Below are 19,264 nucleotides of genomic sequence, written 5' to 3'. Positions count from 1 at the left end.
GTGCCCGCACCCGGGGTGCGTGTCCGAGCACGTGGAGCGGCTCGTCGTGACAGCATACCGCGCGGTCGGTATGTTCGGGAACCGGATACTCGCGGCATCCGCTCGCCAGGTTGTGTCAGGCGAGCAGCCGGGCCTCGATCTCCGAGCGGATGCCGGCCGGGATCGGCACCGGGCGGCGGGTCTCCGCGTCGACGAAGACGTGCACGAACCGCCCCTCGGCGATGGCCTCGGGCTCGCCGGCGCGGTGGATGCCGAGCGACCACGTGATGCTCGATGAGCCCAGGCGCTCGACGCCGATCGCGACCTCGAGCGGCTCGGGGAACGACGCCGACGCGCGGAACTCGCAGCTCGACGAGACCACGAGCCCGATCGGCTCGTCCCCGTGCGGGTCGAGGCCGGCGTGCTCGATCATCCACGTGTTCACGGCCGTGTCCATGGCCTCGTAGAAGACCGTGTTGTTCACGTGCCCGTACTGGTCGTTGTCGTTCCAGCGCGTGGTGAACGGGCGGCGCTCGGGTCGGTGCGTCACGGGGCTCCTCAGGTCGCAGGTCGCAGGGTCGCAGTGGGGTCGGATGCCGCGGCGCGTCAGTCGGCGCGCAGCAGGATGCGGAACGCGCGGCGCGCCCGGGCCTCGCTCGGGGCGTCGCCCGCGATGAGGTCGGCGTACGTGAACGACTCCGAGACGCGCACGAGCAGGTACGCGAGTTCGTCGGGCGAGATGGCACCGCCGAGCGGGCGCTGGCCGAGTTCGCGTTCGACGAGCCAGCGCGCCGTCGCGACGTAGCGCCGCTGGATCTCGCTCTCGGTCGTGGTGAGCAGGCGCAGGGCTCGGGCGGGCTCGCGCCGCAGGAAGTCGCGGAAGTAGTCGGCGCTGATCAGCGCGCCCGCGAAGCTCGACAGCTGCTCGGCGACGCGCTCGGCGCCGTGCAGCGACTCGGTCGCGTGCTCCGAGAGCACGAGGGTGGGCACGGCGAGCGACCAGAGCACCTCGCTGAGCAGGGCGTCGCGGTTGCCGACCCAGCGGAAGAGCGAGGTGCGGTCGACGCCGAGGGTCGTCGCGAGCGAGCCCATGTCGATGCGACGGCCGCTGATGAAGGTCTCGCGGGCGAGCTCGAAGGCGCGTACCGCGTCGGCGTGGGCGCCGTCGGCCAGGCGCTCGGAGAGCCACGAGGGTGCGGCGCGCAGGCCCACCTCGGCGATCTCGTGGGTGGTTCCGGTCGTCGTCGGCATGCCGGAACTCTAACCCGCCTTCGAGGATTCACATGCAACATTCTAGAAAATGATGCATAGTGGTGGTGTTCACCGACGAACGGAGAAGCGATGACGCTCACACTCGACCCGCAGTCCACTGCCGGCACCCCTTCCGACGCGGCCCCTGCCGCCGTGCTCGACGCCGACTTCTACGGCTTCATGCGCCGGCTCACGCCCGTGGAGCAGGCCTCGGTCGCCGAGATCCGCGACTACCTCGAGCGCGAGGTGCGCCCCGGTGCCGACGACCGCTGGGAGGCGACGACGAGCCCGCGCCACCTCATCCCGGGCTTCGCCGAGCTCGGCCTCTTCGGCTCCGGCGTCCCGGAGGTCGCGCACTTCGAGAACTCCGCCGTCTACCGCGGCTGGGTCGCCCTCGAGATCGCCCGCGTCGATCCGTCGACCGCGACCTTCATCGGCGTGCACTCCGGCCTCGCGATGAACGCCATCGCCGTCGGCGGTTCGCCCAAGCAGAAGGCCGAGTGGCTCGAGCCCATGGCGCGCGGCGAGCTCATCGGCGCCTTCGGGCTCACCGAACCGCTGCACGGCTCCGACACGGCCAAGGGCCTCGAGACAACGGCGACCCGCCGCACCGCCGCCGACGGCACCGACGAGTGGGTGCTCAACGGCTCGAAGCGATGGATCGGCAACGCGACCTTCGCCGACGTCGTCATCATCTGGGCGCGCGACACGGCCGACGACCAGGTCAAGGGGTTCCTCGTGCGCCAGCCGGCCACGGGCTTCACCGCGACGAAGATCGAGCGCAAGCAGTCGCTCCGCGCCGTCGAGAACGCCGACATCGTGCTCGAGGACGTGATCGTGCCCGAGACCGACCGGCTGCAGGAGATCCACGGGTTCCGCGACGTCGCGATCGTGCTGCGCCTCACCCGAGCGGATGTCGCATGGCAGGCCATCGGCGTCGCCGTCGGCGCCTACGAGGCCGCCCTCGCCTACGCGAAGACCCGCGTGCAGTTCGGCAAGCCGATCGCCTCGTTCCAGCTCGTGCAGCAGAAGCTCGCCGACTCGCTCGCCGACATCACGGCCTCGATCGCCCTCTGCGTGCGGGTGAGCGAGATGCTCGACGAAGACGCGCAGAAGGACCACCACTCGGCGATGGCCAAGGCCTTCGCGACGAAGAAGATGCGCGAGGTCGTCGCCCGCTGCCGCGAGCTCATGGGCGGCAACGGCATCCAGCTCGACCACGGCGCCGCGCGGTTCTTCGCCGACGCCGAGGCCGTCTACACGTTCGAGGGCACGTACGACATGAACACGCTCATCGTCGGCCGCGCCATCACGGGCATCGCCGCCTTCGTCTGAGTGAGCGGATGCCGCGGCATCCGCTCACTCGACGGCCGCCCCGCGGCATCCGCTCGCCCCCACCTGACTCGAGAAACCCGACCGCCTGAGGAGACCACCGCATGACCGAGGCCTACATCGTCGCCACCGCCCGCTCGCCCATCGGCCGCGCCCGCAAGGGGTCGCTCGCCGGCCTCCGCGGCGACGACCTCACCGCCCGCATGGTCGAGGCCGCGCTCGCCAAGGTGCCGGGCCTCGACCCGACCCGCGTCGAAGACCTCATGCTCGGCTGCGGCATGCCCGGCGGCGAGCAGGGCATGAACATGGCGCGCATCGTGGCCGTGCTGCTCGGGCTCGACGGCGTGCCCGGCACGACCGTGAACCGCTACTGCTCGTCGAGCCTGCAGACCACCCGCATGGCGTTCCACGCGATCAAGGCCGGCGAGGGCGACGTGTTCATCTCGGCGGGGGTCGAGTCGGTGAGCAACGCGATGCGCGGCTCGAGCGATTACATCCCCGGCGAGAAGCTCACGAACGCCCGCTTCGACGAGGCCATCGCGCGCACCGAGGCGCGTGCCATCGGTGGGGCGGATGCCGCGGGCCTGCGCCCCTGGCGCGATCCGCGCGAAGACGGGCTGCTGCCCGACGCGTACATCGCGATGGGGCAGACCGCCGAGAACGTCGCGGAGCTCCGCGGCATCACGCGGGACGAGCAGGACGCCTTCGCAGCCCGCAGCCAGCAGCGCGCCGAGGCCGCGATCGCCTCGGGCTTCTGGGCGAACGACATCACGCCCGTGACCCTCGACGACGGCACGGTCGTCTCGGCCGACGACGGCCCGCGCGCGGGCGTCACGATCGAGGCCCTCGCCGGGCTCGACCCCGTCTTCCGCCCCGACGGCACCGTGACCGCCGGCAATTGCTGCCCGCTCAACGACGGTGCCGCCGCCGTGGTCGTCGTCTCCGACCGCATCGTCGACGAGCTCGGCCTCCAGCCGCTTGCGCGCATCGTCTCGACCGGGGTCAGCGGCCTCTCGCCCGAGATCATGGGCCTCGGGCCCGTCGAGGCGTCGCGTCGTGCGCTCGCCCGGGCCGGGCTGTCGATCGACGACATCGACCTCGTCGAGATCAACGAGGCGTTCGCCGCGCAGGTCATCCCGTCGGCGCGCGAGCTCGGCATCGACCCCGAACGGCTCAACGTGCACGGCGGCGCGATCGCCGTGGGGCATCCGTTCGGCATGACCGGCGCCCGCATCACGTCGACGCTCATCAACGGGCTCACCGCGACCGGCGGCCGCTACGGCCTCGAGACCATGTGCGTCGGCGGCGGCCAGGGCATGGCGCTCGTGCTCGAGCGCGTGTAGCGCTGACCCGCCCGCGCGCGCGCCCGCGCGCGCGCCCGCCCGCGCGCCCCGCTCAGGGTTCTCCGGTGGAGTCCCGTTGTCGCGCCGGAGTCCCCGATCGGCGGGACTCCAGCGCAACAGCGGGATTCCAGCGCGTGAACGGAAATCCGGTGGAATCCGGCACGCAAAGCCCGGAGTCCAGTTCTCGCGCACGAACACGGTTCGGACGGTGTTCCTGCGTGCCAAGTGGATTCCGAGGGCGCGAGGGGAGCCGTACGGGCGCAGCTCGCGGATGCCGCGAGCATCAGCCCGCGGCATCCGCCCTGCCGTCGTTCAGGCCGCCGGCACGATGAGCGTCACCCACTGCGCGATGAGCGCGGGGCGCTCGGAGCCCTCGATCTCGATCGTGAGGTCCTGCACGACACGGATGCCGCTGCCGGTGCGCTCGGCCGACGCGAGCGTGCCGACGGCGCGCACGCGCGACCCCGCCGTGACCGGCTGGAGGAAGCGCACCTTCTCGAACCCGTAGTTCACGCCCATGGCGACGCCGTCGACGGCGAGGAGCGGGGTCGCGAGCGCGGTGAGCAGCGAGAGCGTGAGGAACCCGTGCGCGATCGGGGCGCCGAAGGAGCCGGCGGTGGCGCGTTCGACGTCGACGTGGATCCACTGGTGGTCGTCCGTGGCATCCGCGAACCGCTCGATGCGGGCCTGGTCGACCTCGAACCAGTCGCCGGGGCCGATCGCCGTGCCGACCGCGTCGAGCAGGTCGGCGGGCGAGGCGAGCGTGAGCGGGGTGCCGGTCGTGCGTGCCTCGGCGCTCATGCCTTCGGCCCTCCGGCGACGTAGAGCACCTGGCCCGAGACGAACGAGGCCGCCTCGGAGGCGAAGAACGACACGGCGGCCGCGACATCCTCGGGCTGGCCGACGCGGCCGACGGGGATCTCCTTGGCCGCGCCCTCGAGCAGCTGCTCGTTCGTGATGCCCATGCGCTCGGCCGTCTGGCGCAGCATGTCGGTCGCGATGAAGCCGGGTGCGACCGAGTTGGCGGTCACGTTGTAGCGGCCGAGCTCGATCGCGAGCGTCTTGGTGAAGCCCTGCATGCCGGCCTTCGCGGCGGCGTAGTTCGCCTGGCCGCGGTTGCCGAGTGCCGAGGTGCTCGAGAGGTTCACGATGCGCCCCCACTTCGCCTCGACCTGGTGCGCCTGCACGGCCCGGGTCATGAGGAATGCCCCGCGCAGGTGCACGGCGAGCACGGCGTCCCAGTCGTCGTCGGTCATCTTGAAGAGCAGGTTGTCGCGGAGGATCCCGGCATTGTTCACGAGGATCGTCGGCGCCCCGAGCTCGTCGGCCACGAGGGCGACGGCGTCGGCGACCGCGGCCGAGTCGGCGACGTTCGCGCCGACGGCGATCGCGCGACCGCCGTCGGCCTCGATGGCGGCGACGGTCTCGGCGCAGGATGCCGCGTCGAGGTCGAGCACGGCGACGGCGTATCCGTCGGCGGCGAGGCGGATGGCGGTGGCGGCTCCGATGCCGCGCGCGGCTCCGGTGACGATGGCGGTGCGGGTCATGCGTCGTTCCTTTCGTGGGGTGAGCGGCTGCGGTGATCGACCGGATGCCCGGCCCATGCCGGTCAGCTCAGCGTGATCAGCTGTCGGAGCTCCCCGCCGGCGGCGAGTCGGTCCATGGCCGTGTCGAGTTCGTCGAGGCGGATGCGCGACGAGACGAGACGTTCGAGGGGCAGGCGGCCCGCCCGCCAGAGTTCCACGTAGCGCGGGATGTCGCGCGCGGGCACCGCCGACCCGAGGTAGCTGCCGATGACGGTGCGGGCCTCGGCGGTGAGCGTCAGCGGGGAGAGGGTCGCGCGCGCGTCGGGAGCGGGCAGGCCGACGGTCACGGTCGTGCCGCCGGGCGCGGTGAGGGCGAGGGCGGTCTCGAAGGCCCTGGCCGAGCCGGCGGCCTCGATGACGAGGGGCGCCCGCGCCGCGGCATCCGCGGGGGTGCCGGTGCCGGTCCTCCCGGTAGCGGCCTCGGTTCCGGATGCCGCGCGCAGCGCCTCGGCGGGTGCGTGGGCCGCGCTCGCGCCGAGGCTCAGGGCGGTCTCGAGCTTGGCGGGCAGCGCGTCGACGCCGATCACCTCGTGGCCGAGCGCGACGGCGACGAGCAGCGCCGCCATGCCGACCCCGCCGAGTCCGACGATCGTGATGCGGCTGCCGGGTGCGGGGCGTCCGGCGTTGATCACGGCGCCGCCGCCCGTGAGCACCGCGCAGCCGAGCAGGGCCGCGATCTCGGCCGGCACGTCGTCGTCGACGGGAACCACCGACGTGCGACTGACGACCGCGTGGCTCGCGAACGCCGAGACGCCGAGGTGGTGGTGCACGGCCTCGCCGTCGCGATGCAGGCGGATGCCGCCGCCCACGAGCGTGCCCGCGGCGTTCGCCGCGCTGCCGGAGCGGCAGGGGAGCCGCCCGTCGCTCGCGCATTCGGGGCATTCGCCGCAGCGGGGGAGGAAAGTCATGACGACGCGCGTGCCGATCGCGACATCCGTGACGCCGTCGCCGACCTGCTCGACGATGCCGGATGCCTCGTGGCCGAGGAGCATGGGCACGGGGCGCCGGCGGTTGCCGTCGACGACGCTGAGGTCGGAGTGGCAGACGCCGGCGGCCTCGATGCGCACGAGCAGTTCGCCCTCGCCGGGCGGGTCGAGCTCGAGCCGGCCCACCGTGAACGGGCGCGACCGCGCGAAGGGCGCCTCAGCGCCTGACGTCTCGAGCACCGCTCCGGTGATCTGCATGCGCGTCCTCCTCGACGAGCCGGGCGGGTCGTGGCGACGCCGCGCGTGACAAGCATACCGACCGCGCGGTATGCTCGCGAATCGAGCCGGGAACATCCCGTTCGACACGGCTGACGACCGATCCGAGGAGCCTCGACGATGAGCCTTCCCCTTCCGACCGACGGGCCCGCGCCCTCGAGTGGCACCGCGCCCGTCCACGGCCACGTGCACGACGACTTCGCCGGCCTCCGCGACGAGTTCGAACGACAGCTCGCCTCGGGCGCCGAGCTCGGGGCATCCCTCGCCGTGATCGTCGACGGCGAGCCCGTCGTCGATCTCTGGGGCGGCTGGGCCGATCCCGAACAGCAGCGCGAATGGCAGCAGGACACGATCACGAACGTGTGGTCGATCTCGAAGACCGTCACCGCCCTCGCCGCACTCGTGCTCATCGACCGGGGCGACCTCGATCCCGAGCTGCCCGTCGCCCACTACTGGCCCGAGTTCGCCGCGGCCGGCAAGGAGGGCGTGCTCGTCAAGCACGTGCTCATGCACAGTTCGGGCGTCTCGGGCTGGGCGCAGCCGATCACCGGTGCCGACATCCTCGACGCGGATGCCGCGGCCGCGCGCCTCGCGGCGCAGCCGCCGTGGTGGCCGGCCGGCGCGGCATCCGGCTACCACCTGCTCGACTACGGGCACCTGATCGGCGAGCTCGTTCGCCGCATCACGGGACGCTCGCTCGGCGCGTTCGTGGCGGAGGAGCTCGCCGGTCCGCTCGGCGCCGACTTCTGGCTCGGACTGCCGGAGTCGGAGGATCACCGCGTGAGCAACGTCGTGCCGCCGCAGATGACGCTCGACTTCTCGGCGATCCCGCCCGAGTCGCCCGCGTTCAAGACCTACACGGGTCCGCCGCTCGACGCGGAGGTCACGTGGACGCGCGCGTGGCGCGCCGCGGGCGTCGGCGGTGCCGGAGGGCAGGGCAACGCCCGCTCGGTGGCTCGGCTGAACGCCCTCGTCTCGAACGGCGGCGAGGTGGACGGCGTCCGCCTGCTCTCGCCCGCGACGATCGATCGCATCTTCGCCGAGCACACCGACAACGTCGACCTCGTGCTCGGCCTCCCGCTGCGCTTCGGCCTCGGGTTCGCCCTGTCGAACCCGGCGAGCACGCCGTACATCCCCGAGGGCCGCGTCGCGTTCTGGGGCGGATGGGGCGGGTCGATCGTCATCAACGACGCCGAGCGTCGCACGACCTTCGCGTACGTCATGAACCGGATGTCGCCGGGCATCATCGGCTCGCCGCGCAGCGACGCCTACACGCGGGCGGTCTACGCCGCGCTCGGCGCCGCGACCCGGGCCTGACGATCCGGGCCTGACGATCCGGGCCTGACGATCCGGCAAGCCTGACGAGCAGACGGTGGCGAGCCCGGCGCCCACCGGTGGCGGCAGGTCGGGCCGCCAATGTCGCGCAGCGGCGAGGTCAGGCCCGCGGCGAGAGTCGCTCGACCGGGAAGAGCTCCGTGCGCGCGACGACGCGATCGCGCTCGTCGGCCAGCGCGAGGCGCTCGGGGTCGTGCAGGTAGGCGTCGAGCGACGCCTGGTTCGGGAAGCGGAACGACTGCACCTCGTGCGGATGACCCGCCGCACCGTCGCCGCGGAGGCGCTCGAGCACCTCGCCGCCGTGCGTGCCGAGCAGGGCGAGCACGCGATCCTCGTAGGCCGACATGGCGGCCTCTTCACCGGGGTGCGCCCAGAGCAGGCAGCAGAGGAGGAGCGATTCATCCGCAGGCATGTGCGGCAGCCTAGCGCCCGGCGAACGCGAAGAGCCCGGGTGCGGCATCCAAAGATGTCGTACCCGGGCTCTCGCGTCGCGCGGTGGCCGCCGGCTAGGCGTCGGTGGCGGGCGCTCCGCCCTCGCTCTCGCCGTCGACCGCCTCGAAGGAGCCGGTCTGCGCGCCCACGAGCGCGGGGTCGAGACCCTGGCCCTGCGCGATCGCGGCCTCGGCGTCGACGTCGGCCGCGGCCTGCTCGAACTGCGAGTTGTAGAGGCGCCAGTACGCCCCCTCGCGAGCGATGAGCTCGTCGTGGCTGCCCTGCTCGACGATGTCGCCGTGCTCCATCACGAGGATGAGGTCGGCGTCGCGGATGGTCGACAACCGGTGCGCGATCACGAACGACGTGCGGCCCTCGCGGAGCGCGGCCATCGCGTGCTGCAGCAGCAGCTCGGTGCGCGTGTCGACCGAGGAGGTGGCCTCGTCGAGGATGAGCACCGAGGGCTGCGCCACGAACGCGCGGGCGATCGTGATGAGCTGCTTCTCACCCGCCGAGACGTTGGACGCCTCTTCGTCGAGCACGGTGTCGTAGCCGTCGGGCAGCGAGTGCACGAACCGGTCGACGTAGGTCGCCCGTGCGGCATCGAGGATCTCCTCGTCGGTCGCCGACTCGCGGCCGTAGCGGATGTTCTCCCGGATCGAACCGGCGAACAGCCACGGGTCCTGCAGCACCATGCCGGTCTTCGTGCGCATGTCGCGGCGCGTGAGCTCGGCGATGTCCTGCCCGTTGAGCAGGATGCGACCGCCGTCGAGCTCGTAGAACCGCATGATGAGGTTCACGAGCGTCGTCTTGCCGGCGCCGGTCGGACCCACGATCGCGACCGTCTGACCGGGCTCGACCCGGAAGGACAGGTCGCGGATCAGCGGGTGCTCGGGAGCGTACGAGAACGACACGTGCTCGAACTCGATCGTGCCGTCGCCCTCCGCGGGCTTCGGCGCGTCGACGGCGTCGGGGTCCTGCTCGTCGGCGTCGAGCAGCTGGAACACGCGCTCGGCGGAGGCGGTGCCGGACTGCACGACCGCCGCCATGCCGCCCAGCTCCGAGAGGGGCTGGGTGAACTGCTGCGAGTACTGGATGAACGCCTGCACGTCGCCGAGTCGCAGCTGGCCGCTCGCGACCATGAGGCCGCCGAGCACCGCGATGCCGACGTAGGTGAGGTTTCCGATGAACATCATGCCCGGCATGATGATGCCCGAGAGGAACTGCGCCTTGAACGAGGCCTCGTAGAGCTCCTCGTTCTCGGCCTTGAACTTCGCGTGCGCGTCGGCCTCGCGGCCGAAGACCTTGACGAGCGCGTGGCCCGAGAAGGACTCCTCGACGCGTGCGTTCAGGCGGCCGACCTTGCGCCACTGGATGCCGAACGCCTTCTGCGACTTCGGACCGATGACGCCGAAGATCACGGCCATGAGCGGCAGCGAGACGAGCGCCACGATCGCGAGCTGCCACGAGATCGAGAACATCATGATGAGCACGCCGACCACGGTGAGCACCGCGGTGATGGCGCCCGACAGCGACTGCTGCATGGTCTGCGTGATGTTGTCGATGTCGTTCGTCACGCGCGAGATGAGCTCGCCGCGCTGCACCTTGTCGAAGTAGCTGAGGGGCAGGCGGTTGAGCTTGGCCTCGACGTCTTCGCGCAGGCGCCACATGGTGCGCACCATGATCACGTTGACGACGTAGCCCTGCACCCAGGTGAGGATCGCCGAGACCACGTAGAGCAGCAGCACGACGATGAGGATCTGGCTGAGCTTGACGAAGTCGATGCCCTCGCCGGGTACGGCGCCGGCCGTCTCGACGATGTTGGCGAGGTCGTTCTGCCCGTCGGCCCGGAGGAACTCGACCGCCTGCGCATTGGTCAGGCCCGCGGGCAGCTGTGCACCGATGACGCCGGCGAACAGGACGTTCGTGGCCTCGGCGAGCACCTTCGGAGCGATCACGGCGAGCACGACCCCGGCCGCGCCGAGGATCGAGACGAACGTGAACGCGAGGGCGTGCGGCTTCAGCAGGCCGATGAGCCGGCGGAAGCTGGGGCCGAACTTCGAGGCCTTGCCGGGTGCGACGCTGTCCCAGTCGCCGGAGTTCAGGCGGGCCTGCTCGGCGAGCTCGAGCTCGTACAGCTCTTCTTCGGTCTTCGGGGTGGGTTCGGTGCTCATCGGGCTGCCTCCGCTCCGAGCTGGGATTCGACGATCTCGCGGTAGGTGTCGGATGTCTCGAGCAACTGCTCGTGGGTTCCGATGCCGACCATGGCCCCGTCGTCGAGGACGACGATGCGGTCGGCGTCGGTGATGCTCGAGACGCGCTGCGCGACCACGATCTTGGTCACGTCGGGCAGCTCTCGCCAGAGCGCGTGCCGCAGGTTGGCGTCGGTCGTGAGGTCGAGCGCCGAGAACGAGTCGTCGAACACGAGCACGTCGGGCCGGTGCACGATCGCGCGGGCGATCGCGAGCCGCTGGCGCTGGCCTCCGGAGACGTTGGTGCCGCCCTGGGCGATGCGGGCGTTCAGCCCGCCCTCCATCTCGTCGACGAAGTCGCGGCCCTGCGCGATCTCGAGCGCGTGCCAGAGCTCCTCGTCGGTGGCCTCCTCTCGTCCGTAGCGGAGGTTGGAGGCGACCGTGCCGGTGAAGAGGAACGGGCGCTGCGGCACGAGCCCGATGGAGTTCCAGAGCACGTCGAGGTCGGCCTGGCGCACGTCGACCCCGCCGACCGCGACGGAGCCGCCGGTGGTGTCGAACAGGCGGGGGATCAGCGACACGAGCGTGGTCTTGCCCGCGCCCGTGGAGCCGACGATGGCGACGGTCTCGCCGCGTGCGGCGCTGAAGCTGATGCCGTCGAGCACCGGGTGCTCGGCGCCCGGGTAGGTGAACGAGACGTCCGCCACGGCGAGGGTGCCCGGGGTGGGCAGCTCGCGCACGGGGTTCGCAGGCCGTTCGAGGGTGCTCGTGCTGTCGAGCACCTCGGCGATGCGGTCGGCCGAGACGGCGGCGCGCGGGATCATGATCGTCATGAAGCTCGCCATGAGCACGCCCGTGAGGATGAGCATCACGTACTGCATGAAGGCGAACAGCGTGCCGATCTGCGCGTCGCCGGCGTCGACGGCGAAGGCGCCGAACCAGACGACCCCGACGATCGTGACGTTGAGCACGAGCATGAACAGCGGGAAGAGCAGCACGAACAGCGAGCCGACGCGGCGGCCGACGATCATGATCTCGGTGTTCGCGCCGCGGAAGCGCTCCTCCTCGATGGGCTCGCGCACGAACGCGCGCACGACGCGCACGCCCGTGAGCTGCTCCCGCATGATGCGGTTCACGTTGTCGAGCTTGTGCTGGAAGCTGCGGAACAGCGGGACCATGCGGCTGATGATGAGGATCGCGATGATGAGCAGCGTCGAGACCGCGACGGCGATGATCCAGCCGAGGCCGACGTCTTGGCGCAGGGCGAAGTAGATGCCGCCGATGGCCAGGATCGGCGCGGTGACGAGCATGGTGGCGCCCATCATGGCGAGCATCTGCACCTGCTGCACGTCGTTCGTGTTGCGGGTGATGAGCGAGCCGGGGCCGAACTTCGACACCTCGCGCTCGGAGAATCCGCTGACCTTCTCGAAGACGTCGTTGCGGATGTCGCGGCCGAGCCGCATGGCGGCCTTGGCGGCGAAGTACGTGGCGATGATCGACGCGGTGATCTGCCCGAGCGAGATGAGGAGCATGATGGCGCCGGTCGACCAGATGTACTCGGTGTCGCCCTTGGAGACGCCGTTATCGATGATCTTCGCGTTGAGGTCGGGCAGGTTGAACGTGGCGATCGCGGAGAGGATCTGGAAGACCAGGACTCCGACGAGCAACCACACGTAGGGCTTCAGGTAACGGACGAGGAGTTTTGCGAGCATGGCATCTCCGGTGCGGCGGTGAGGGCGGGATGGTCGACGGATGCCGCAGCACGACGGATCGTACCGAGGCGGAGTCGGCGGACGGCGCGTGCAAGGCCCACCCCCGGGCCTCGCGCAGCGTTACAGCCTCGCATGTGCCCCTTTCGGAGGCAAGCGGAGCGGGCGCTTCGTTCGACTCGTTCTCGGAGGGCGAACACCCGGCCGGATTCGCCGCCCGATCAGGGCGCAACCAGTCTCGCGGGTGCCACCGACATTCGGGGGCGGCATCCGCTCAGCAGTCGGGGCGCGCGTCAGGCCAGCAGCGCGAGCAGGGCGTCGAGTGCGGGGCGCTGCCCCTTGACCAGCCGGGTGCGGGCCTCGCCGATGGGCACCCAGGCGGCGGAGTCGAGCTCGGGGAACGACTGCCGCCGTCCCGACCTCGGCGGCCACTCGAGCTCGAACGTGTTGCTCCTGATCGACGAGGCGTCGAAGTCGGCCTCGCCCGCGAAGACCGCGACGGTCTTGCCCGAGGTGTATCGGAAGACGCCGAGCTCGACGTACGGCACGTCGGGCGCCGGGCTGCCGAGCTCCTCGGCGAACTCCCGCTTCGCCGCGTCGATCGGCGCCTCGTCGGTGAATGTGCCCTTCGGGAGCGACCAGGCCGCCTCGTCGCGGCCGTTCCAGAACGGGCCGCCCATGTGGCCGAGCAGCACCTCGACGTCGAGCGGGTCGGATGCCGCGCCGCGGCGTCGGTGGAGCAGGATCCCCGCGCTGGTCTCGGCCATGCGCCCACGCTAGCGGCTGCCCCCGACGGCCGCGCGCGAGCAGAATGGGCGTGGAGGTCGAAGATGATCAGCACCCACGAGGTCGCCAACCAGGTTCCGCCGCGCACCGACGTCGACGAGTTCGCCGCGAACGTCCCGCTCGTCGAGGCGGTCGCGCGGTGGGGTCGCGCGGGTCGAGCCGGCGGCGGCCGCGCGGGATCCGGCGCCCCCGCGGCATCCGACCTGCACGCCGTCGGGCGTACCGTCGGCTCGGCCGCCTTCCAACGCGACGCCGAGCGCGCGAACACGCATGCGCCCGTGCTGCACACGCACGACCGGTGGGGCCGTCGCATCGACGAGGTCGAGTACGACGACGCGTACCACCGGGTCATCGCGCACGCGGTCGCGGCGGGCGCGCACACGTCGGCCGCCGCAGATCCCGGACCGGGCGCGAACGCCGACCGCGCCGCCGCGTTCCTCCTCTTCGCGCAGGTCGAGCCCGGGCATGCCTGCCCCGTCTCGATGACGCACGCCGCCGTGCCGGTGCTCGAGCACGCGGCATCCGCCCTGCGAGACGAATGGATGCCGCGCCTGCTGAGCCGCGACTACGAGCCCGACCTCGTGCCGGGCAAGGCGAGCGCGCTCGTGGGCATGGCGATGACCGAGAAGCAGGGCGGGTCCGACGTGCGCGCGAACACGACGCTCGCCGAGCGGCGCGGGGCGGGCGATGCCGGGTGGGGCGCCGAGTACGGCCTCACCGGCCACAAGTGGTTCTGCAGTGCCCCGATGAGCGACGCGTTCCTCGTGCTCGCGCAGGCGCCCCACGGCCTCAGCTGCTTCCTCGTGCCGCGCGTGCTGCCGGGCGGCGAGCGCAACGTGTTCCGCATCCAGCGGCTGAAGGACAAGCTCGGCAACCGGTCGAACGCGTCGAGCGAGATCGAGCTCGACGGCACGAGCGGATGGCTCGTCGGCGACGAGGGCCGCGGCGTCGCGACGATCGTGCAGATGGTCACGCGCACGAGGCTCGACTGCGTCATCGGCACGGCGGCCGGCATGCGGCAGTCGGTCGCCGAGGCGGCGTGGCACGTGCGGCACCGCAGCGCGTTCGGCGCGCTGCTCGTCGACCAGCCCGCGATGTCCGCGGTCGTCGCCGACCTCGCGCTCGAGTCGGAGGCCGCGACGCTCACGGCGATGCGGCTCGCGCGCTCGTACGACGACGATGCGGACGGCGCCGAGCAGGCGTTCCGGCGCCTCGCGACGGCCGTGGCGAAGTACCAGGTCTGCAAGCGGGGCGCGGGCCACGCGGCCGAGGCGCTCGAGTGCCTCGGCGGCAACGGGTACACCGAGGCGTTCCCGCTCGCCCGGCGGTACCGCGAGCAGCCGCTGCTCGCCATCTGGGAGGGATCGGGCAACGTCATCGCGCTCGACGTGCTGCGCGTGCTGGCCCGCGAGCCCGAGGCCTTCGACGCGTTCTTCGCCGAGGTCGGCGCCGCCGCGGGTGCGAGCCGGGTGTTCGACGCCGCGCTCGCCGACACGAGGTCGCTCGTGCGCGAGGCCGCGACGTTGAGCCCGGATGCCGCGGCCTCCGTCGCCCGAGAGCTGACCGAGCGTCTGGCGCTCGTGCTGCAGGCCTCGCTCCTGCTGCGGTTCTCGCCCTCGCCGGTGGCCGAGGCGTTCGTGCGGTCCCGGCTCGGACGCGAGGGCGGCGCGCAGTACGGTGCGCTGCCGCGCGGGGTCGACGTCGGGGCGATCCTCGCGAGGGCGTGACCGAGGCGCGTCGCGGGGGACTCGAGCCGGTCAGCGCCAGACGAACGGCGGATGCTCCGCCGGCAGGTCGCCCGCGGCGATGAGCCTCGCGAGCCGTACCGCGCCGTCGAGCGGCGTGCCCAGCGGAGCCCGGAGGTCGGCGTCGGGCGCGAGGCGCGCGAACTCCGCCTCGAACGCGTCGCGGTAGGCACCCGTCGCGGCGAACATGCCACCGGTCCACGACGCGTGCCGCGGCAGGTCGGGGTCGAGCGCGGCGACGAGCGTGGCGGCGACCTCGGTGCCGGCGGTGCGCATGATGGCGGATGCCGCGGCGTCGCCGTCGGCGGCCAACGCGGCGACCTCGGGGGCGAAGCCGGCGATGACGCCCGCACGGTCGGCGCGGGTGAGCAGCTCGCCCGGCCAGGTCGGCGCCGGCCCGAACCGGGACTCGGCGGCCGAGAGCAGTGCCGCGGCATCCGCCGTCACCCCGTCGTGGGTGCGGATCGCCGACTTGAGCGCCTCGATGCCGACCCAGACGCCCGACCCGCGGTCGTCCCAGAGGTGGCCCCAGCCGCCGACGCGACGCCAGACGGCCTCGAGGTCGGTGCCGAGTGCGATCGCCCCGGTGCCGACGGCGACGACCGCGCCGGCGCGGCCGCCGAGCGCCCCGAGGTGGGCCGTGAGGGCGTCGACCGCGAGGGCGACCGGCACCGGGGCATCCGCCGTCGGGGCCGCGAGGACCGACAGCCGGCTGATCGCGGCATCGGGGGCCGACACGAGCGAGGCGAGGCCCGTCGCGCCGACGCCGACGGCCGTGACCGCGGCATCCGGCCACTCGTGCGTCGCGGCCTCGACGAGCGCGGCGGCCACGTCGAGCACGGTGGACCCGGCGGATGCCACGGCGACGCGTCCGCCCTCGAGCAGGCGGCGATCACGTCCGAACGGCGCGTCGAGCGGGTCGAGCGCGGCACGCGACCCGGTGCCGCCGACGTCGATGCCGAGCACCCAGCCGCGTCGCGCGGGGGCGTCGGTGCGGTCCCTGCTCGCGGCGCCGTTCACGAGCCGAGCCTACGGCGGCGGTGTCCGTGACGCGGAGGTTTCGAACCGGTCACGACTTTGGAAAGAACTTGCAAACATTGCATAGCTCACGAATACTACTTCCAGAGTCAGGTTCCAGGACGCCGGGTGTGGCGGTTCGTCCGACGACAGATCCATCAACGAGGAGGCATCTATGAAGAAGCGACTGCTGCCCGTCGCCGTGCTCGCCACGGCCGTGTTCGGGCTCACCGCCTGTGCGGGCGGGTCGGACGGCAACGACGGTTCGAACGCCGAGGGCCAGACGCTCGACGTCTGGATCATGGAGGGCACGAACCCCGACTCCGAGGCGTTCTTCGACGAGGTCGGCGATGCCTTCACCGAGGAGACCGGCGCCGAGCTCAACGTCGAGTTCGTGCAGTGGGCCGACGCCCACGACCGCTTCGTCACGTCCATCGCGGGCGGCACCACCCCGGATGTCGCCGAGACCGGCACCACGTGGACCGCCGAGTTCGCCGACTCCGGCGCGCTCGAGCCGATCGGCGACTTCGTCGCCGACGAGAACCTGGGCGACGACCTCGTCGAGGGCCTCGTCGAGGCGGGCACCTACGACGGCGAGCTCTACGGCATGCCGTGGTACGCCGGCGTGCGCTCGCTCGTCTACCGCTCCGACATCTTCGACGAGCTCGGCCTCGAGGCCCCGAAGAGCTGGGACGACATCGTCGCCGCGGGCGACGCCATCAAGGCCGCCCACCCCGAGATGCTCGCCTTCGCCGTGCCCGGCGACGCCGAGTTCGGCGTGTACCCGTGGGTCTGGGGCGCCGGCGGGGAGATCTCCGAGAAGAACGGCGACACCTGGGAGTCCGGCATGGCCAGCCCCGAGTCGCAGGAGGGCATCGGCTTCTACACCGGGCTCGCGACCGAGCACGACTTCTCGTCGGCCGGCGCGACCACCTGGAAGGAGACCGACGTCCTCGACAACTTCGCGCAGGGCAACGTCGCGATGGCGCTCATGGGCTCGTGGACCCCGTCGGCGATCATCGAGAAGAACGCCGACCTCGAGGGCAAGTTCGCCGCGACCCCGATCCCGGGCAAGGACGGCGGCATCGCGCCGTCGGTGCTCGGCGGCTCGCACCTGTCGATGTTCAGCACCGCGGACAACACCGACCTCGCGTGGTCGTTCATCAAGCTCATGACCACCGGCGAGTTCGCCGAGAAGTGGGGCGAGCAGTCGGGCTACTTCCCGGGCCAGCAGTCGCTGCTGACCGAGACGATGAACTCCGACGACCCGCTCGTCGCACCCTTCGCCACGCAGCTCGTCGACGGCGGCGGCACGGTTCCCGTGACGCCCACCTTCGGCGCCGTGCAGGCCAAGAAGACGACGAACACCGCCATCCAGGCGATCCTCTCCGGGCAGAAGACGGTCGAACAGGCCACCTCGGACGCCGCTGAGGAGATGGACGAGATCATGAACGGCAACTGACCAGGTGTCCGCCACGATCCAGGCTCCGACGCCCGCGCCGGGGGGCACCACCCCCCGGCCGGGCGGCGGCCCCGTGCAGCGAAACCGGCTGATCGCCTCGTCGCGCCCGTGGCTGCTGCTCGCACCGGCCCTCGCCGTGCTGGCCGTGCTGCTGCTCTGGCCGCTCATCCGGGTGTTCCTCTTCTCACTGCAGGACTACGGCCTGCGCGAGATCGTCTCGGGCGAACCGAACTGGATCGGCCTCGCCAACTACGGCGAGATCCTCACGGACCCGACGCTCTGGGGCGTCGTGCTCCCGAACACCGTCGGGTTCGCGGTGCTCGCCGTCGCGGGCACTGTCGCGCTCGGCACCGGCGTCGCCGTGCTCATGGCCTCGCTCGGCGGCTTCTGGCGCACCGTCGTCGGCAGCGCGATCATGATCGCCTGGGCCATGCCCGCGGTCACCGGCACCTACGTCTGGGTGTGGATCTTCGACGCCGACCGCGGCATCTTCAACCAGACCCTCCAGGCCCTCGGCCTGCAGGACGAGCCGGTCAACTGGTTCACGAACCGCTACAGCTTCTATGCGATCGTGCTGCTGAACGTGGTCCACCACGGATTCCCGTTCGTCGCGATCACGGTGCTCGCGGGCCTCCTCGGCGTGCCGAAGGAGATGCTCGAGGCCGCAGAGATGGACGGCGCCGGGCCGTGGCGCCGCTTCTTCCAGGTCATCGTGCCGAACCTCCGGCAGGTCTTCAGCGTGGTCATCATCCTCTCGACCATCTGGGACTTCAAGGTGTTCGCGCAGGTCTACCTGATGCCGGGCGGCGCGGGCACGAACCGCGAGGCGCTGAACCTCGGCGTCTGGTCGTACGTCGAGTCGTTCGGGCAGAACCGGTACGGATTCGGCTCCGCCATCGCGGTGCTCCTCACGGTGCTGCTGCTCATCGTCACCGTCATCTACGTTCGCACGATGCTGAAGGAGGACGAGCTGTGAGCACCTTCACGCCCGCCCCGACCGCCCCGCCCGTGGCATCCGGCGCCCGCCCGCCCGAGCCTCCGCGCGCCATCCCCGCGACGCGTCGTTCGGCCCGCAAGACCCGCGCGGCGGCCGGCAAGGCCGTGCTCGTCGTGCTGCTGCTCGTGTTCACGCTCTTCCCCGCGTTCTGGATGCTCTCGAGCGCGTTCGACGCGAAGGCCGGCGCCGGCGGGCAGACCCTGCTGCCGCGCGAGTGGTCGCTCGCGAACTTCGAGTACGTGCTCACCGACGGCGGCTTCGACGTGTTCCTGCGCAACTCCGCGATCGTGGCCGTGGTCACGGTGCTCGCGAGCGCCGTGCTGGCGCTGCTCGCCTCGGTCGCCGTCGCGCGCTTCCGCTTCCGGCTCCGAACGGCGATGCTGCTCATGATCCTCGTCGTGCAGATGGTGCCCCTCGAGGCGCTCGTCATCCCGCTGTTCGTGCAGGTGCGCGACCTGCAGCTGCTGAACACGCTGCTCGGCCTCATGGTCGTCTACGTCGCGCTCGCCCTGCCGTTCGGCATCTGGATGCTGCGCGGCTTCGTCGCCGCGGTGCCGGTCGAGCTCGAGGAGGCCGCCTACCTCGACGGCGCGAGCTGGGGCCGCATGTTCCGCTCGGTGCTGCTGCCGCTCGTGATGCCGGGCCTCGTCGCGACCTCCGTCTTCTCCTTCATCACCGCGTGGAACGAGTTCATCTTCGCCATGACCCTGCTGGGCGGCGCGTCCGAGAACTACACGGTGGCCATCGGCCTCAAGCAGTTCTTCGGCGAGCACACCAACGAGTGGGGCTACATCATGGCCGCATCCACGATCATCACCATCCCGGTCATGGTCTTCTTCGTCATCGTCCAACGTCGCCTGTCGAGCGGCCTCGTGGCCGGCGCGGTCAAGGGGTGA

The 19,264-nt window shown here is 71.5% G+C and carries 17 protein-coding genes; 7 read left to right on the top strand and 10 right to left on the bottom strand.

What is annotated here, in order from left to right:
* Positions 1-115: 115 nt before the first annotated feature.
* Together ACR3IO_RS02205 and ACR3IO_RS02200 are read right to left on the bottom strand one after the other, a co-directional pair.
* Positions 116-529 (bottom strand): acyl-CoA thioesterase, encoded by a 414-nt coding sequence (locus ACR3IO_RS02205; RefSeq protein WP_434069521.1) that lies wholly within the window; start codon positions 527-529, stop codon positions 116-118.
* A gap of 56 nt (positions 530-585) precedes the next feature.
* Positions 586-1,230: a QsdR family transcriptional regulator gene (locus ACR3IO_RS02200; RefSeq protein WP_434069520.1), complete on the bottom strand. Its 645-nt coding sequence runs from the start codon at positions 1,228-1,230 to the stop codon at positions 586-588.
* Positions 1,231-1,320: 90 nt separating this feature from the next.
* Between ACR3IO_RS02200 and ACR3IO_RS02195 the strand changes: the two genes are divergently transcribed.
* On the top strand, positions 1,321-2,565 hold the full coding sequence (locus tag ACR3IO_RS02195; protein WP_434069519.1) for an acyl-CoA dehydrogenase family protein: 1,245 nt from the start codon (positions 1,321-1,323) through the stop codon (positions 2,563-2,565).
* A gap of 101 nt (positions 2,566-2,666) precedes the next feature.
* On the top strand, positions 2,667-3,905 hold the full coding sequence (locus ACR3IO_RS02190) for an acetyl-CoA C-acetyltransferase (RefSeq protein WP_434069518.1): 1,239 nt from the start codon (positions 2,667-2,669) through the stop codon (positions 3,903-3,905).
* A gap of 312 nt (positions 3,906-4,217) precedes the next feature.
* Here the strand turns inward: ACR3IO_RS02190 and ACR3IO_RS02185 are convergent, their stop codons facing one another.
* The 3 genes from ACR3IO_RS02185 to ACR3IO_RS02175 form a co-directional block, all read right to left on the bottom strand.
* Positions 4,218-4,706 carry a MaoC family dehydratase gene (locus ACR3IO_RS02185; RefSeq protein WP_434069517.1) on the bottom strand — a complete coding sequence of 163 codons (489 nt, stop codon included), beginning with the start codon at positions 4,704-4,706 and terminating at the stop codon, positions 4,218-4,220.
* The gene (gene fabG, locus ACR3IO_RS02180; RefSeq protein ID WP_434069516.1) at positions 4,703-5,452 is read right to left on the bottom strand and encodes a 3-oxoacyl-ACP reductase FabG; all 750 of its coding nucleotides are present in this window, start codon (positions 5,450-5,452) and stop codon (positions 4,703-4,705) included. The genes ACR3IO_RS02185 and fabG overlap by 4 nt, the downstream gene beginning before the upstream one ends.
* A 62-nt stretch (positions 5,453-5,514) precedes the next feature.
* Positions 5,515-6,675 (bottom strand): alcohol dehydrogenase catalytic domain-containing protein, encoded by a 1,161-nt coding sequence (locus ACR3IO_RS02175; protein ID WP_434069515.1) that lies wholly within the window; start codon positions 6,673-6,675, stop codon positions 5,515-5,517.
* 138 nt (positions 6,676-6,813) lie between these two features.
* Between ACR3IO_RS02175 and ACR3IO_RS02170 the strand changes: the two genes are divergently transcribed.
* Positions 6,814-8,010 (top strand): serine hydrolase domain-containing protein, encoded by a 1,197-nt coding sequence (locus ACR3IO_RS02170; protein ID WP_434069514.1) that lies wholly within the window; start codon positions 6,814-6,816, stop codon positions 8,008-8,010.
* Positions 8,011-8,128: 118 nt separating this feature from the next.
* On the opposite strand, the gene ACR3IO_RS02165 is transcribed toward ACR3IO_RS02170, so the two are convergent.
* From ACR3IO_RS02165 to ACR3IO_RS02150, 4 genes are all read right to left on the bottom strand, one after another.
* Entirely contained in the window at positions 8,129-8,440 is a 312-nt protein-coding gene (locus tag ACR3IO_RS02165; RefSeq protein ID WP_434069513.1) for a hypothetical protein, read from the bottom strand.
* Positions 8,441-8,534: 94 nt separating this feature from the next.
* Entirely contained in the window at positions 8,535-10,634 is a 2,100-nt protein-coding gene (locus tag ACR3IO_RS02160) for an ABC transporter ATP-binding protein (protein WP_434069512.1), read from the bottom strand.
* Positions 10,631-12,364, bottom strand: a complete 1,734-nt coding sequence (locus tag ACR3IO_RS02155) for an ABC transporter ATP-binding protein (protein ID WP_434069511.1) — start codon at positions 12,362-12,364, stop codon at positions 10,631-10,633. Before ACR3IO_RS02155 ends, ACR3IO_RS02160 begins: the two co-directional genes overlap by 4 nt.
* A gap of 290 nt (positions 12,365-12,654) precedes the next feature.
* Positions 12,655-13,128 (bottom strand): NUDIX domain-containing protein, encoded by a 474-nt coding sequence (locus tag ACR3IO_RS02150; RefSeq protein WP_434069510.1) that lies wholly within the window; start codon positions 13,126-13,128, stop codon positions 12,655-12,657.
* Positions 13,129-13,191: 63 nt separating this feature from the next.
* Here ACR3IO_RS02150 and ACR3IO_RS02145 point away from each other — a divergent pair, with 63 nt between their 5' ends.
* On the top strand, positions 13,192-14,874 hold the full coding sequence (locus ACR3IO_RS02145) for an acyl-CoA dehydrogenase family protein (RefSeq protein WP_434069509.1): 1,683 nt from the start codon (positions 13,192-13,194) through the stop codon (positions 14,872-14,874).
* 30 nt (positions 14,875-14,904) lie between these two features.
* Here the strand turns inward: ACR3IO_RS02145 and ACR3IO_RS02140 are convergent, their stop codons facing one another.
* Positions 14,905-15,912, bottom strand: coding sequence for a BadF/BadG/BcrA/BcrD ATPase family protein (locus ACR3IO_RS02140; RefSeq protein WP_434069508.1), 1,008 nt, complete (start codon positions 15,910-15,912; stop codon positions 14,905-14,907).
* Positions 15,913-16,084: 172 nt separating this feature from the next.
* Here ACR3IO_RS02140 and ACR3IO_RS02135 point away from each other — a divergent pair, with 172 nt between their 5' ends.
* The 3 genes from ACR3IO_RS02135 (at position 16,085) to ACR3IO_RS02125 (ending at position 19,264) form a co-directional block, all read left to right on the top strand.
* Positions 16,085-17,371, top strand: coding sequence for a sugar ABC transporter substrate-binding protein (locus ACR3IO_RS02135; RefSeq protein ID WP_434069507.1), 1,287 nt, complete (start codon positions 16,085-16,087; stop codon positions 17,369-17,371).
* A 73-nt stretch (positions 17,372-17,444) separates the two neighbouring features.
* The gene (locus ACR3IO_RS02130) at positions 17,445-18,347 is read left to right on the top strand and encodes a carbohydrate ABC transporter permease (RefSeq protein ID WP_434069831.1); all 903 of its coding nucleotides are present in this window, start codon (positions 17,445-17,447) and stop codon (positions 18,345-18,347) included.
* Between the two features lie 125 nt (positions 18,348-18,472).
* Positions 18,473-19,264, top strand: a complete 792-nt coding sequence (locus tag ACR3IO_RS02125; protein WP_434069830.1) for a carbohydrate ABC transporter permease — start codon at positions 18,473-18,475, stop codon at positions 19,262-19,264.

Origin of the sequence: Agromyces sp. Marseille-Q5079 (assembly GCF_051016555.1) — a bacterium.
Lineage (GTDB): Bacteria > Actinomycetota > Actinomycetes > Actinomycetales > Microbacteriaceae > Agromyces.
Note: the sequence above shows the minus strand (reverse complement) of the source record. Positions and strands in the feature narration are given on the sequence as shown.

Bases quoted from the DNA above. Each gene is read 5' to 3' on its own strand.
- ACR3IO_RS02200 (WP_434069520.1), bottom strand. From the start codon at position 1,230: ATGCCGACGACGACCGGAACCACCCACGAGATCGCCGAGGTGGGCCTG.
- ACR3IO_RS02195 (WP_434069519.1), top strand. From the start codon at position 1,321: ATGACGCTCACACTCGACCCGCAGTCCACTGCCGGCACCCCTTCCGAC.
- ACR3IO_RS02190 (WP_434069518.1), top strand. From the start codon at position 2,667: ATGACCGAGGCCTACATCGTCGCCACCGCCCGCTCGCCCATCGGCCGC.
- ACR3IO_RS02185 (WP_434069517.1), bottom strand. From the start codon at position 4,706: ATGAGCGCCGAGGCACGCACGACCGGCACCCCGCTCACGCTCGCCTCG.
- fabG (WP_434069516.1), bottom strand. From the start codon at position 5,452: ATGACCCGCACCGCCATCGTCACCGGAGCCGCGCGCGGCATCGGAGCC.
- ACR3IO_RS02175 (WP_434069515.1), bottom strand. From the start codon at position 6,675: ATGCAGATCACCGGAGCGGTGCTCGAGACGTCAGGCGCTGAGGCGCCC.
- ACR3IO_RS02170 (WP_434069514.1), top strand. From the start codon at position 6,814: ATGAGCCTTCCCCTTCCGACCGACGGGCCCGCGCCCTCGAGTGGCACC.
- ACR3IO_RS02165 (WP_434069513.1), bottom strand. From the start codon at position 8,440: ATGCCTGCGGATGAATCGCTCCTCCTCTGCTGCCTGCTCTGGGCGCAC.
- ACR3IO_RS02160 (WP_434069512.1), bottom strand. From the start codon at position 10,634: ATGAGCACCGAACCCACCCCGAAGACCGAAGAAGAGCTGTACGAGCTC.
- ACR3IO_RS02155 (WP_434069511.1), bottom strand. From the start codon at position 12,364: ATGCTCGCAAAACTCCTCGTCCGTTACCTGAAGCCCTACGTGTGGTTG.
- ACR3IO_RS02150 (WP_434069510.1), bottom strand. From the start codon at position 13,128: ATGGCCGAGACCAGCGCGGGGATCCTGCTCCACCGACGCCGCGGCGCG.
- ACR3IO_RS02145 (WP_434069509.1), top strand. From the start codon at position 13,192: ATGATCAGCACCCACGAGGTCGCCAACCAGGTTCCGCCGCGCACCGAC.
- ACR3IO_RS02135 (WP_434069507.1), top strand. From the start codon at position 16,085: ATGAAGAAGCGACTGCTGCCCGTCGCCGTGCTCGCCACGGCCGTGTTC.